The 15022-nt window shown below is 55.0% G+C and carries 9 protein-coding genes; 8 read left to right on the top strand and 1 reads right to left on the bottom strand.

Annotation, left to right across the window (positions count from 1 at the left end):
- Positions 1–67: 67 nt before the first annotated feature.
- The 7 genes from KBY81_RS00910 to KBY81_RS00880 all read left to right on the top strand — a co-directional run bounded on the left by KBY81_RS00910 (position 68) and on the right by KBY81_RS00880 (position 12195).
- On the top strand, positions 68–1249 hold the full coding sequence (locus KBY81_RS00910) for a hypothetical protein (protein ID WP_254975227.1): 1182 nt from the start codon (positions 68–70) through the stop codon (positions 1247–1249).
- A 119-nt stretch (positions 1250–1368) separates the two neighbouring features.
- Positions 1369–4443, top strand: a complete 3075-nt coding sequence (locus tag KBY81_RS00905) for a type I restriction endonuclease subunit R (protein ID WP_254975225.1) — start codon at positions 1369–1371, stop codon at positions 4441–4443.
- A gap of 2123 nt (positions 4444–6566) precedes the next feature.
- Positions 6567–7022, top strand: coding sequence for a thermonuclease family protein (locus KBY81_RS00900; RefSeq protein ID WP_254975223.1), 456 nt, complete (start codon positions 6567–6569; stop codon positions 7020–7022).
- A gap of 177 nt (positions 7023–7199) precedes the next feature.
- Positions 7200–7463, top strand: a complete 264-nt coding sequence (locus KBY81_RS00895; protein WP_254975222.1) for a hypothetical protein — start codon at positions 7200–7202, stop codon at positions 7461–7463.
- A 710-nt stretch (positions 7464–8173) separates the two neighbouring features.
- Positions 8174–9046, top strand: coding sequence for a TIGR02391 family protein (locus tag KBY81_RS00890; protein ID WP_254975221.1), 873 nt, complete (start codon positions 8174–8176; stop codon positions 9044–9046).
- A 686-nt stretch (positions 9047–9732) separates the two neighbouring features.
- Entirely contained in the window at positions 9733–10104 is a 372-nt protein-coding gene (locus KBY81_RS00885; RefSeq protein WP_254975220.1) for an AbrB family transcriptional regulator, read from the top strand.
- Between the two features lie 1533 nt (positions 10105–11637).
- On the top strand, positions 11638–12195 hold the full coding sequence (locus KBY81_RS00880; protein WP_254975219.1) for a helix-turn-helix domain-containing protein: 558 nt from the start codon (positions 11638–11640) through the stop codon (positions 12193–12195).
- A gap of 1524 nt (positions 12196–13719) precedes the next feature.
- On the opposite strand, the gene KBY81_RS00875 is transcribed toward KBY81_RS00880, so the two are convergent.
- The gene (locus tag KBY81_RS00875) at positions 13720–14082 is read right to left on the bottom strand and encodes a peptide-methionine (S)-S-oxide reductase (RefSeq protein ID WP_254975249.1); all 363 of its coding nucleotides are present in this window, start codon (positions 14080–14082) and stop codon (positions 13720–13722) included.
- A 371-nt stretch (positions 14083–14453) separates the two neighbouring features.
- On the opposite strand from KBY81_RS00875, the gene KBY81_RS00870 reads away from it, so the two are divergent.
- On the top strand, positions 14454–15020 hold the full coding sequence (locus KBY81_RS00870; protein WP_254975218.1) for a PspA/IM30 family protein: 567 nt from the start codon (positions 14454–14456) through the stop codon (positions 15018–15020).
- The last annotated feature ends 2 nt before the right edge of the window (positions 15021–15022 follow it).

Genomic DNA, 15022 nt, shown 5'->3' with positions numbered 1-15022 from the left:
TAAGTCATTATACATTCTGGCCGTTTGCGAGTTTCAAGCCACTTGCAGTTGCCGAAGAGGTTTCATCATGAAAGCCATTGAGTTTACAAAGGTTCTGCTCTATTGTGATGGGCCTCAGATTGTAGAGGCTCAAGATGAGATTGGCGGCAGCTATATTGCATTGCTGGTCGATGACGTTGATGGCTTTGACAGGTACTTAGTATGTGGCGTTCATCCTCACCGCCTCAGAGGTTTTAGAATAGGGAGCCTTGATCTTAGGAGCTTGCTTCTTGAGAGCTCAGGTGTGGAATGGGGATTGGTCACGGTTACAGATGACATGGTGGGATCTTTTCTTCGCCCTGAAACTCGCACTGGTCGGATATGTGATGAATTCTTGCCGGACGAAGGCTTCTATTTGCACGAAGCCCATATTGTTGACGAAGCAACTGCTAAAGCACATGAACGAAATAACTTGGTTCTTGAGATTGGTGTTGAGCCGCCAGAGTCTGCAATTGGACATCGAATTCATGCTGAGACATTAGCGGGTCTGTTAATCAACTTTCAGACGCTTATCAAGCACTCGTACAGAAGAGTTATGCGGGATCTCCCAGGCGGCCTGCGCTCATCTCTTTCTCAACCGAATGGGCATGTTATGGACGTGTTTGTACCTGCTGCTGCTGGTTCTTTTGCTATTTGGCTTGAATCTTCTGACTCAGAAGGTGCATGTAGCTTTACCAATCTGTTTGAAGAAAGCCCACTGCACCAAGCACTAGATATAGTGCATGAATTCTTTTCTCATAGCGATAACATTGTTGAGACTATCAAGCTTGCGCGATCGTACAAAGGCCATCTCTCCGGGTCGTATCTTCGACTTCTCAACTTCCTGAAAGATAGCAATACTGGATTGGAGTATTCCTGGGCCACCCCGCGTTCAAGTACATCAAAGGTTGGCAAAATAAGCATTGATCAAGTTGCTCATTTGGTAGCCGCGCTTTCTGGTGTTTCAAATCTTGGCACTGAAGAGATTGAGCTAAGAGGTCAGGTTGATAAGGCAGATTCTACTGGGAGGAGTTGGCGACTTAGAGATGGCTCTATTATCTACTCTGGCTCTGTTAGAGATGATGGCCCAGATCTTGACGGAATCGTGATCGGCGAGCGATACTTGTTTCGATGCCTAGAAAAGATCGAGGCGATTGAAGGCACGGGACAAGAACAACGAAGTCTTTACCTGGTAGAGCGAGAAAGGTTAGACCAAGCAGCTGAAGCGTGACTCATGGATTTGCATTCACTTCACAACTCAACAATCCTGGGCTCCGTATCTTCTCGCATAGAGCGATATCTGTGACACTCCACAAGGAAATCAACTTTGAGGTGGAGATTACCCAGTACTTGGGCGCCAACGGCTGGCTCTGTGCCGAGGGCGACGCAGCCCACTACGACCGCAAGCTGGCCCTCTTCCCCCCAGACCTAATCGCCTGGGTCCAGGAGACCCAGCCCAAAGCCTGGGAGACGTTGCAGAAGAACCACGGCTCCAAGGCTGCAGACACTCTGCTGCAGCGGGTCCGCAGCCAGCTGGATCTGATCGGCACGCTTGATGTGCTTCGCAATGGCGTCGAACTGCTGGGTCTGAGCAAGGCCCTCAAGCTGGCCGAGTTCAAACCAGCCCTGGGGCTCAACCCCGAGATCCTGGCCCGCTACAAGGCCAACCGCCTGCGGGTCGCCAGGCAGGTTCGCTACTCCCTCCACAACGAGAACAGCATCGACCTGGTGCTGTTCCTCAACGGCATCCCAGTAGCAACCGTCGAACTCAAGACCGACAACAACCAGTCGATAGAAGACGCGATCTGGCAGTACAAGAAGGACCGCAATCCCAGGCCGCCGGGGCACACCCCCGAGCCCTTGCTCACCTTTCCCAGTGGCGCGTTGGTGCACTTCGCCGTCAGCAACCGCGAAGTCCGCATGACCACCAGGCTTTCGGGCTTTGGCACCGTGTTCCTGCCGTTCAACAAGGGCAGCGAACCCGGTGGCAAGAACTGCGGTGCCGGCAACCCCCTCACCAACGGCCACCGGACCGCCTACCTCTGGGAGGAGGTCTGGCAGCGGGAGAGCTGGCTGGAGATCCTGGGCCGCTATTGCATCGCCGAGCGCAACAAGAAGAAGCAGATCTCCCGGGTCCTCTTCCCCCGCTACCACCAACTGGTCGTCACCCGAATGCTCCAGGAGGCGGTGCTGGCCGAAGGGCCTGGCCAGAAGTACCTGATACAGCACTCCGCCGGCTCTGGCAAGACCAACTCGATCGCCTGGACCGCTCACTTCTTTTCCGAGCTGCACGACGCCAGCGAGCAGAAGGTCTTCGATTCGGTGCTGGTGGTGAGCGACCGCAACGTGATCGATACCCAGCTGCAGGAGGCCCTGGAGTCCTTCCAGCGCAAGAAGGGGGTTGTCGCTTCCGTCACCAGTGACGACGGCAGCAAGAGCACCAAGCTCGCCGAAGCCCTCAGTGGCGACAAGAAGGTGGTGGTCTGCACGATTCAGACCTTCCCGTTTGCCCTGCAGGCTGTGCGCGATCTGGCAGCCACCGGTGGCAAGCGCTTTGCCGTGATCGCCGATGAGGCCCACAGCTCCCAGAGCGGGGAAACCGCCAACAAGCTCAAGGAGGTGCTCTCCGCCGCCGAAGTGGCCGACTTGGAAGACGGCGGTGAGGTCTCGATCGACGATCTCCTGGCTGCCCAGATGGCATCGCGGGCCAGGGAGAGCGGCATCACCTACGTGGCCTTCACCGCCACGCCCAAGGCCAAGACCCTCGAACTCTTCGGTAGACGCCCCAACCCCAGCGAGCCCGCTGGTGAGGGCAACCTCCCCGAGCCCTTCCACGTCTATTCCATGCGGCAGGCGATCGAGGAGGGCTTCATCCTCGACGTGCTGCAGAACTACACCAGCTACAAGCTGGCTTTCCAGTTGGCCCAGCAGGGGCAGGTCATCTCTGATGAAGAGGTGGAGCGCAGTGCGGCCCTCAAGAAGCTAATGGGGTGGGTCAAGCTCCACCCCCACAACATCGCCCAGAAGGTGGCGATCATCGTGGAGCACTTCCGCCAGTTCGTCTGGCCCCTGCTGGACGGCAAGGCAAAGGCCATGGTCGTGGTCGGCAGCCGCAAGGAGGCGGTGCGCTGGAAACTGACCATCGACAAGTACATCACCGAGAAGGGCTATGCCCTCGGCACCTTGGTGGCCTTCAGCGGCGAGGTCACTGACCCCGAGAGCGGTCCCGATGGCTTCACCGAACGCAGCCAGACCCTCAACCCAGGGCTCAAGAGCGACATCCGCGAAGCGTTCAAGGGTGTGGACTACCAGATCCTGCTGGTGGCCAACAAGTTCCAGACCGGCTTCGATCAGCCCCTGCTCTGCGGCATGTACATCGACCGCCGGCTGGCTGGACTCCAGGCGGTGCAGACGCTTTCCCGCCTCAACCGCTGCTACCCAGAGAAGGAAACCACCTTCGTGGTCGACTTCGTCAACGACCCCAACGACATCCTGACGGCGTTCAAGACCTACTACTCCACAGCCGAGCTGGCTTCAGCGACAGACCCTGCTCTGATCCTTGACCTCAAGACAAAGCTCGACGTTCAGGGCCACTACGACGAGTTCGAGATCGAGCGCGTCGTGAAGGTGCTCCTGGATCCAGCCAGCAAGCAGAGTCAGCTGCAAGGAGCCCTGGAGCCTGTGGCCCAGCGGTTGATGAACGCCTACAAGGAGGCCCGCCTGGCCTTCAGGCAGGCCGAGGAGATCAACGACGCCGATGGGCTCAAGGCCGCCAAGGATGAGCTGGCCGCGCTGGCGCTGTTCCGCAGCGACATGGGCACCTACGTGCGCCTCTACACCTTCCTCTCCCAGATCTTCGACTACGCAAACACGGGACTGGAGAAGCGGGAGATGTTCTACAAAAGACTCTTGCCGCTATTGGAGTTCGAGCGGGAGGTCAACACGGTGGATCTCTCCAAGGTGGTGCTCACGCATCACCACCTGCGCGACCTCGGTCAGAAGAAGCTGGATCTGGAGCAAGGGGAAGCCGTGCCCATCCCTGGCATCGCCCCTGGTGGTGGGTCGGTACAGGACAAGCAGAAGGCTCTTCTCTCGGAGATCATCGCCAAACTGAACGATCTGTTCACCGGTGACCTGAGCGACGACGACAAGGTCATCTATGTGGGTACGGTGATTCGAAGCAAACTTCTGGAATCCAAAACTCTCCAGCAACAGGCGGCTAGCAACAGCAAGGAGCAGTTCGCCAATTCACCTGATCTGGCAAGGGCGCATCAGGACGCGTTAATTGATGCGCTCGATGCTCACCAGACTATGAGCACCCAGGCACTAAACAACCCTGATCTTCAGCGGCGGATGCTGGAGTTGCTGCTAGGCAGCTTTGGGCTGTGGGAGGAGCTAAGGGAAAAGAGTTCTGGGAAGACATGAGGCTTGACCACCCTCTGAGAGGATCACTCACCGGTGACTGTGACGATGCGTTCGAGGGGCCAGCCATCGGCATCGAAGTGCCAGAGTTAGCGGATCATGGTGGAGGAGGGGCTGGTTACAGGGCTCCCGGCGGCGTACAGGGCAAGCGTTGACGTCCGGTCCTGCCACTCACCCTCCCCCCCCCCGAGCACGCGACCCCGCTGACTCAGTCGCTGGAGGTGTTGATTACCGGCTGAACCGGACTGGGCGGACAGGGTCCGGACAGGGTATCGCCGCCCCGCTCTCCCCAGTTCCAAGCTCACTACGGACTTGCCGGACAAGGCGGACACCCCATTATCTGATATTTGATGAATCCTCCCGCCCTCTTGTAGATCCGAAAGCATTGAGAGGGGGGCAGTGCCCCTGACCGGGGAGTCCGGGCGGTCCGTCTCGGGTAGGAGGCGCCCCATTGTGACAGCAGGTGGTGGAGTTTCACCCCGAGCGGGAGCCAGTGCAGCCTCCAACGGCATCGGCCCAGACCAAGTTGCGTAGGATCGGCAATCAACCTTGCTCGGATAAGAGAATCAGATCAATGGGTATTTAGAGCTTGCTCCGCAAGGCGCTGGCCAATATCCTATTGACTATTGCTAGTCCGAGTTCCCCTCATTGGATCATTTAGCCTCTTCGGGGGCAGCATGTAACGTTCTGAGCCATAGATCTACTTACGTGCCTGCACTGACGGTCTAGAGGCAATAATTGGCCTCGCCCGCTACTTCCGGATGCCAAGCAATGTAATACCTTTCAGCGCATTGAGAGGCTGCGTCCCACTTAGGTTCTACATTAAACTGAACTCTGCTCCTCTTGGACTCATCAGTGATATCAAGCGCCCAGTCAATCCAAGAAAGCCATTAGATTCTCATTCCTAAAGGGACTTGGAGGACTCACGCCAAGGTCGTGAACGATCACAACGATCGCTGATCCTTGACATTTTGTTGCGGCAGATTCCTGCAGGTGACTCCCGATCAACCCATGGTCTGCAGAAGCCATTATCTTGGATTGGTTCCGTGTAGGAATAGACCCTACTCGGACATTCTGAGATGCTGATCAGGAGGTTGTGCTTAGGCAAAGACTTGTGCGGCCAGAGTAGAGTGCAGGTATTATCCCACGAAACCCTGCAGTAACTGCTGGTACTCATGGGAAGTCCTGGCCCAAGCAACGAGTTTTCAATGAGTGCCGCCGACGCTGCTAAGAGGATCGTGGAAGGGAGTGGAAATTCATTCCATGCCAGAGTGGCTCGGAGGCTGCAAAATAACGATTGGTTCGTTCTAATTAGCCCATACTACATGGATCAAGCGCAGAGCAAGGCCCGCGAGATTGATCTAATCGCTGAAAAGTCGGTTTCAATCAGAGATCACTTCGGGAAGCTAATGGGGAATGGAGTTGTACGACTTTGCATCGAGTGCAAGTTTATCGCCGCAACCTCCGTATTCTGGTTTACGGACAAGGACACAGTCTCCGCTCAAGAACTTGTTTGCCGCAGCGGCAAGTCCCTACGAGATAGCGCCTATACCAATAATCACCACTATTTGTCGACGTGCCAGTCGGTCGCGAAGATCTTTCAAACAGAGTCAAAGTCGCAAGAGCAAGAACCAATATACAAGGCTCTGAATCAAGTCTTAAGTGCTCATGTTAACATGAGGAAACGACCTCTTGCTGATCCAAGTCTTCGCACAAGTAGTGGCGGCATCAGATTTCTCCTGAACTATCCTGTTGTTGTTTGTAGCGACTTCTCAAGACTATATCGTACTGAATTCTTCGAGGATGCGGAGCCTGTCACTATTTCGGACAACTTTCAACTAGAGGTTCAGTATGCCTTTGCGGAATCAACTGGCAGTGTAAAGGACGAGTACTTCCTGATTGACTTCGTGGCATTCGAGCTCCTAGACGACTTCCTAGAAAAAGTCATCCATAATGCTGAGGTCTTGGCATCTATTCTCAAGTACAGGCCCTAATTCTTATGTGCTCACTGTGACCGAAGGCTCATGACCATTGTCGCCCGCATCGATGCACCTGAGATGGCGCAGTCGCCCTATGGGCAGTAGGCCCAACACGCCTTCCAGGCTCTCCTCCCTGTCGGCTCCACGGTGACGCTGAAGACCCAGACCAAAGACCGTTATGGCCGGACCGTCGCCGAGGTCTTCACCGCTGACGGGCTGAACGCCGGCCTGACCCTGGTTCAGCAGGGCAACGCCTTCGCCTACCGGCAGTACCTGAAGCAGTGCGATGAATGGGCCTACCTCGATCGGGAGAAACTGGCAGAGCGCTACCGGCTCGGCGTTTGGAGATCAGCAAGCGGCATCGAACGCCCATGGGGTTTCAGGGCTGCAAGGCGGGGTGGCCAGAGCCAGCCGGCGCCAAGACCTCAGCGCCCGGTGAACCTCACGATCATCAACGGTGCGCCTGCCTCAGCGCCAAGCTCAGGACGGCGTTGGTACTGCAGGAATGTTGGGTCATGGGAACGATCTCAGCAGCTGCTGAGAGAGGGGCATACGTATTTGGATGGTGACGGGGATGGTGAGGCTTGCGAAGCACTGAGGTGATTGGCACTAAGACAGCTACAGGTGGTCTTGTGGTCGTTCGGTGAGGACGAAGAAACCAACAGCCATCCACCTCACACCATCCTGCGGATGAAGCCATGGCACCGCTGCCCAGCTGACATTTGGTATTTTTGTAAGCAGATGGTTCTTAGATCGAAGCAGGGACTAGATTGATCCTATATGTTAGATGATTTCACCATGAGTGGCATGTTGGATCCTGGCGGATTAAGCCAAAGCCGTGAAATCAACGAAGCAGTGCGCAGATATAAGCAACCCTTTGCTATGGAGATTGTCAAATGCCATAAGCGATACCTTGCTGGCGATCACGAACAGCTCGACGAATTCGGCCGAAGCCATTACGCGACCAGTATTGGCACCATTGTCTTTTCTTTGCCTAAAGCCCCGCCATGGTTTGCAGTAGTTCAGCTACCGCAGGAACTGTAACTGACAAAAGTCTTTGCTTGATGAAGAAATGAAGTCTAATCGTATTACTGATTCAAGTAAGCCTTGAGAGGAATGTACATCTGCAGCTTAGATCCTGAGCTCACCTAGTCTCTATGTCAAGAAACCCGGTGAGTAATTCTCTAGTGGCTTTTCCTCAGGAGTGAAGTTTTATTGGCTGCTACTGCCTTGCAATGGCTGCTTGAGGGGAAACCCTATTCCTACCCAATGCTGATGGTTGCAGCACAGCTTCATACTTCTGAGAATGTGTTCTTTGCGAAGCGCCCGGCCCACAAAAAAGTTATACCTCCATTCGGTAGTGGGCTCCTCCTTGATGGTCCAGGAAATCTGCGAATGGGAAATTGACAGCCCGACGCCGCTAAGGCAGTGTCATGAGGGGCGTACCCGAGCGATACTCACAGCCTAAAGAAGGAAGTCGAGCTTACCCAAGATATTGGCGGCACTAGTATTATCTTTGATGGAACCTATGAAGCCCTTATCGCATAGCTGATCAAAACTGGAAACATTTCCTTGTTATTTAGAATGTCTTGGTGGTTGCTCATGAATGCGTGCGGCCTCTTGATTGCAAATAGATCTATTCAAGATCATCTCTTCTACATCGAAGCGTAATGGCTGTGGTAGGACTTTTTGAGTCGAGCATTCAGAGACAAGTGTGTTCTTCTGCTTTCGACTGCCGTTGACATTGCACTACAGTGACCCCAACACCCGTCTTACCTTATCTCATGAACATCTTACTAAGTGAATCTGCGGTTCGGGCTTATGCAGATGAATACATTGACTTCATCAAGGATTGTTTGCAGAGGTTTGAAGTCTTTTGCGCCTTGCGTTTAGGGAAGAGTCACAAAGAGTATGAAGACCGGCTAGGTGTTCTTGAACTCGGTTACCAGCAGCTGACTCGCGATACTCCTTCGCTTGGGAATAGGGTTTTGAGTATTTTAATCCGACAGATCTCCGAGCTTATCGAGTTGGGTGAGGCTTTAGATATAACTGCCGGTAGATGTGAAGTCTTAATCAGATGGTTTCTTACGGTTGACGAGAGCCTATTCCGTAGAGACTATCTTGACTGCAGAGCAAGAAGCTTGGCTAGAACTACGTACTCAGATCCTCTTTTTCTCGAGATCGACAAGTTGATTGAGGACGCAAACTATGACTCGGCGATTGTTGAGGTGTTCAAGATCCTTGAATGTAATTTGAGGCACTTAGTGCAACCTGCTTCTCAATTGCATGGTCAGAACCTACTGCGGAAGGCGTTTTCAGGTGAAGAGGGGACCTTGAAGGTTGCAGGGAATCTAGGTGAGCAAAAGGCGCTTGCAGATCTTGCTGCGGGTGTATATGGGCACTTCAGAAATCCATCAGCTCATAGGCATGTCTTTAGCCCGGATCTTGGAACACTTGTAAATATGATAATCTCCCATGACAAGCCTTTGACCTACCATGATGAAGTGACGGCTCAGACTGTTATAGCTGTTGCAGCCCTTTTGATTAAGTCATCAACAATACTCGCCATCCAGAATAACTTAGTCAATGAAGATGGACGTAGCATGCTTCCATTTGGATCTGTATAGCTATGTCCACTAACCGCGCTGAATGAGCTTAGCTGATTTGGGTGTACCGTTAGGATAAACCATTAACCTCTGGAGGGAGGGAATGCCCCTTACCTGGATGATCATGCACAGCGTAAAGTGCCCGACTCAATGCCTAGAGTCCAAGTCCAAAGTAGCAGTGTTGGCGTTTGGTGGCGTCAAGACGGTCCGGAGACTGCCATCAACCATGCGGCTGACACTCTCCAATTGGACCTGTGGATGAAGATGCATTACGCGCAAGCTAGCGCCACAACCAGGAAGGCAAGGCGAAGGCCAAATCGGCAGTGCTGTGGAAGCCTGGGGGCGACGAACAGCTCCGGTGGTTAACCACTGAGGCCAACCATGCCCCTCCCTGGACCTCCAGTCAGCACCATTCTCGCCACCACCCCACCGAGCACGAATGCGGATGTCCTTGAGGTCCATCACCGTTTGCCAGGCCCAGACCTTCGGATAAATTCCCCGAGCGCTCCCTCTCCGCGACCCGGCTCACCCAGTGCAAGATGGTTCTTCTGGCGACTGTCATTCTCTAGAGACATCGTTCTCGAGGCAGCAACAGCTACGCATACTCTTGGAAGATCGTAATCGTAGGGACGGACATCTGCTCGAACACCTCAGGCTTGCGCCGATTACCAAGGACGTTACCTTGCCTCTATTGATGCCCTTGAATCATGGCCCTCACTGGATCTGATCTCCTCGCCAAAGTCAAAGAGCTGGGAGACGCCTCGAAATCCGATCTCGTTCGAGCCGCTGGTTACCTCAGCATCAAGAAGGACGGCAGCGAACGGCTGAACTTCACTGCTTTCTACGAGGCCCTGCTGGAGGCCAAAGGCGTCAGCCTTGGCGAAGGTGGTGGCAATGGCAAGGGGAAGGGTGGCCGGCGTCTGAGCTACGTCGCCACGGTGCAGGGCAACGGCAACCTGCTGGTGGGCAAGGCGTACACCGCCATGCTTGATCTCAGGCCAGGCGATGAGTTCGAGATCAAGCTTGGCCGCAAGCAGATCCGCCTGATTCCAGTCGGCGGAGCCGATGAGGACGAGTGAGACGCGGCCGATGAGGTTTCAGGTCCACATGGAGGGTGTCAATTCATCACCGTCATGGTGACTCACCACTCTGATCCGATGATGAGCGCCTAATCCCTACAGTGTCTCCTTGACCACCAAAGTCCCACTCCACCCCCGAGACCTTGGGGATGGAGCAGGCAATTGGGCGCCCCCCATCCTGGTGGCCACGCCTCTCATCAGGCCCGCCAGTGAACAAGAGGACGTGTTGGCCTGGCTCTCTGTTGATTCGTTAGAGGTGCCAGCCAGCTGCGTCGAGGTGCCAGAGGAAGCGGGGCATGGTGGTGGAGAGGCTGCTTACAGGATTCCCAGGGGCGGACAGGGCCATGGATTTCTTCCAGTCCTCCTCCTCGCCCCCCCCAGCACCCGAACCTGTCGACCCAATTGCTTGGTTGTCGATCGGCGGCAGGCTCGGACATGGTGGACTGGGAGTTGCCCCGGTCTGGATAACTTCGCACTTACGCTTACTCTCCTCCTCCCAGCTGCACATCTGCCATGGATATCTGATTCAAACAGGATCTAGACTAGAATCTAATCTGGCCTTTGTGGATATAGCCGAGACTGCCACAGTAATCAGTTTTGTACCAATCACCTTCTCTACCCTGAATAGGGATTGTGCCACGTGAAGTGACAGAGCAAAGAATACTGCCGTTCGGGGTTGATCGGATGTTGCTTGGAGGGTCAAAGACCACTGCTGCCCCAGAGGAGGAGACCGTGGGTGCATCTCCACTCGATATATCCCTGCAGACACGGGTGATCATGTTTCTGGTTGCCGCGGACTTGGGTCTGTGCGTTTTCATCTCAGGAAGGGTGACCCAGGTGCCCTCCGAGCAATTTGCGATCGATGAGATTCTCTCGTTTCCAAGGTAGTAAGCAAACTCGGCTTCTCCTCTCTTCGAGATCTGTCGAATTGTAGACAGATCTACACTTACCGTTTGTCCATCTATTGCAGTTCCTGCTTCATACAGACTAGAAGACGATGTGACCGACCTTGCTGGAGGTGCTTCTGATTCTGGCAGGGGCGGTGGAACTGAGGCCGGTTGGCGGATTACTTTGGCCTCCTCTGACGATTTATCTACTACTGAAGAATACGCATAAAAGATACCAAGATAAAAACCGTTGATTGCGATTGCGCAGGGAATACCAAGAATGAACCAGGGTGTCCATTTCCCCTGAACGCCACGGATTGCTGCCCAGGAAGCCAATGCACCGAGAGGGCCTGCCGTAAAAAGTCCTGCCAAGGCAGCAATGCCTTGCTCTAACCCTGTGACGGATCCCCGGACCAGAGTGGGAAACTGTTTCTCATCTATGGGGGAATTGATCCTTGACATAAAGAGATACTTGATTCTGACTACAACTTACCACGACCGGGAACGAGGTCTAATCAGGTATTTCTCTACTCCTGAATTAAGCCCATTGTTAGCTGTGTAGTGCCACCAGGTTGTTCCGGCTGACAAAGGGGTGTGAGGCCGACAGGGTTGTGGTGCGACCCAACAGCCCAAGACCTCACAACCCATGCATACACACCCCAATGCCCGCCTTACACAGATCGGTCGGGAACGCCTGATCCGGCAGCATCTCGATGAGGGCAGGAGCCTCGCTCAGCTAGCCGCAGACCACGGGATCAATGAGCGCTCCGCCCGCAAGTGGCTGGCGCGTTTCCGTTCAGGTGGGCCATCGGCCCTGGTGAATCGACGCAGCGTGCGACGGAGCCAGCGGCGGACGCTCGATCCGGAGCAACTGCAGGAGGCCGTGGAGCTCAAGCACCAGCGCTGCACCCTTCCGGATGATCGCTCGGCTGCTGCTGGTGCCGATCAGCACCATGGACCGGGCGATGCGGTGCCTAGGGCTGAACCGGCTGCGGAACCTCGACCTAAACCGCCGGTGCAGCGATACCAGTGGGAGCAACCGGGCGACACAATCCATGCCGACTTCAAACGGCTGGCCCGGTTTCACCGTGTTGGACACCGGAACGCCGGTGATCCACCCGAAGAAAGCTCCTCCGGCGGGGCTACGAGAAGGTGCAGTTTGCAGTGGATGACGCCACCTGCCTGTCTTACGTCAAGGTCTTAGCTGACGAGTAGGCTCCGACCACGGTGGGCTTCTTGAGTGAATTGGTGGCTTGGTTCGACAGACTGGGAATCGATTGCCGACGGGTGCTCAGCTAAAGCGGCCCTGTCTAAAGGGCCCAACGCAGTCTCCAGACTTGTCAATTTGACTTGCCTTGTGTAAGTTGACGAATCTTGACAAGTCTGTCTCTGGATCACCTGCATGAACCGAAGACCATGAGCCTTGCTGACAAGATTGCTAACAAGCTGTTCACATCTGCATTGTATGGAACGAAGCATGGAATCAATAAGCTACTCCATGGGAAGGAAAGGGCGGATGAAATCCGACTCAAGAAATACTTAGAGAGATTGCATTTTAACCGTAAGTTTTCCAGATACTTTGCATTCGCCATCACTTTGCCTTTTGCTCTTTTGGGGCTTTTCTCTTCCAGGCCTTGGTTCTTTCTAGCATTGCCAGTGGTCTGGGGGCTAGCGTATTCGCTTGCACGTGTTCACTGCAAAAATCCCTATAAGTAGATTCTGAGTTTCTTGCTGTCTAGTTGACTAGTCTCAGTATGTTGTTTGCTAACACGAGGATATTGGTCGCTACAGGGGTTGACTGGTATTGCTGGACCGCCCAAGTCGAGATTCTCTGAGATTGCTCACCACCCTTGAAGAGGTCCTGCAACTGAAAAGGAAGAGCCGGATCCACTGCCGCGAGTTCAAGGCCAGACTTGCCTTGTAAGCTCTCGGTTGTCGAATGAAGCCCTAGGACATCGTCGCCAATGGCGCGAAGTGGCTGGTTCAGTTGAGCCAGAGGAAGAAGCAGACGATTGAAGCATCGCCTCCACGCCCTCGGGGGGCCCGCAGGGTTGGTCAACCACGGAGGCCGGCCCGGCCCTTCCTTCCACATCCCCCACACAGCCTCGCCAGACCCACTCCACCCCCGAGACCTTGGGAATTGAGCAGGCCTTTGAGCAACCGCCGTCCTGAGGTTGGATCGACTCCTCAGGACTCCCAGTGAAGACCAGGACGTTCTCACCCTTGAGGGTGTCGATCCTTTCGATGGGTCAGCCCTCGGGGGCGAGGTGCCAGAAGTAGCGGGTCATGGTGATCGAGAGGCTGTCTACAGGGTTCCCATTGGTAGACAGGTCCAGCGACTATGGGCTGTAACCCATCCCCCCGAGCACGCGAACCTGTTGAATCATTGGCCTGGGCGTCTATCGCCTGCAGACTCGGACAGGGCGGACAGGTTGTCATCAAGGACCGGACACGGCAGGGCATCGTGCCTCTTCCCAGTCGCCTCCTCACTCCGGACTGCCCGGACAGGGCGGACACCCTCATCACAAGCCAATTAATGTGATCCCTCCCTCCCGTCTCCAGCAGACATACATAAGAGGGGCAAGCCCCCCCCCGTCCGGGGTGTCCGGGTGTCCGGCTCAGAGATGGGCGGGAAGCTCCGATCCCTGGCACCCGTGGATGGAACGTCTCCCCCCCCCCGAGGGCGGGATATTTCAACCACCATCTGCACCAGTTCTGGGCAAGAACCCTATCGGTACAGCCCAGGGAGTTCCGCTTGAAGCCGGGCCACCTTTGGCTTGTCGTGAAACACCACGTAGGGATGGGTGGGGTTGCGGGCCACGAAGTCCTGGTGGTAAGCCTCGGCGGGGGTAAAGCCTCTCGAGGTCTCCACCGTGGTGACGATCGGCTTCGTGAAGACCCCGGAACGGTTCAACTGGGCGATGTAGCCCGTAGCCACCCGCCGTTGCTCGGGGTTGGTGGGGAAGATCGCCGAGCGGTACTGGCTGCCCACGTCAGGCCCCTGGCGATTCAGCTGTGTGGGGTCGTGGGCCACCGCGAAGAACACCTTCAGCAGCTGGCCGTAGCTCACCCGGGCGGGGTCGTAGGTGATGCGGATGCCTTCGGCGTGGCCGGCAGCGCCTGAAGCAGTGCGATGAGTAGGCCTACCTCGATCGGGAGACGCTCGCCGAGCGCTACCGGGTTGGTATTTGGAGCTGGACGCTCAGCATTAGGCCTTGGCCAACCCCAAGCCATTGGCTCCAGCGGTGGCGATTCCTTGGCCTGCAACCCTCGACCTGCTCGAACAGTGGCTCTGAGTGCGGTCAATCAGGCGTGCCAAAACCTTCCGGTTGTCAAAGAAGGGCAACACATGCGCTCTCCAGCCGAACTGCTGTTAAATCTTAAATGAAATGGAAGACTCTGACGCTTTAACTGATCGTGGTAAAGTCTGGAAATTGCTTCAAAGGTCTCCTTTGCAAGAGCGTGTACGAAGACTTAATTTCAAAGTTAGAACGTGCTAGATCTTCAGAGATTCGGGCCAACGAACAGGTAAGGCAACTTGACAGTCAAGCTTCAGATTGGGAAGAAAGGGCTAGGCGCGCTTTGGCGCTTGGTGAGGAGGATCTGGCGAGGGTGGCTATAGCACAGCGATTGAAGTATCTGCAGGTCAGAGAAGAGCTTGTAGCTAAGCTTCCCGAGATTCAGTCTCTAAAAATCGAGTGTGAGGAAAACCTTAGAAGGGCCATCGAAGGCGATTCGAGAGAGACCGTAGTGAAAGTTGCCGGAGAGATTGAGAAATTGCTGGAAAAGCTGCAGGCCGCTAGGGCTTTTGGTGATGACCTTCTTGTTTTCATCATAGAGGAGAAGATCGAGGCTCATTTAAAGCTTGGTAGACAGGCATGGGAAGTCGCTTTCCCCGACAGTCCGTCTCGGCAGCAGTCTCCTAGGAACAGCGAATCAGGCCTGTTTGGTAGACAAGTGGTGGATTCTTCCAACAAGGAGATCGACCAAGCGCTTGAGCAATTGAAAAGACAGACTGACTCGCTATAGGA

The sequence above is a fragment of the Cyanobium sp. Lug-B genome (assembly GCF_024345635.1).
Classification (GTDB): Bacteria; Cyanobacteriota; Cyanobacteriia; order PCC-6307; family Cyanobiaceae; genus Cyanobium; species Cyanobium minutissimum.
Note: the sequence above shows the minus strand (reverse complement) of the source record. Positions and strands in the feature narration are given on the sequence as shown.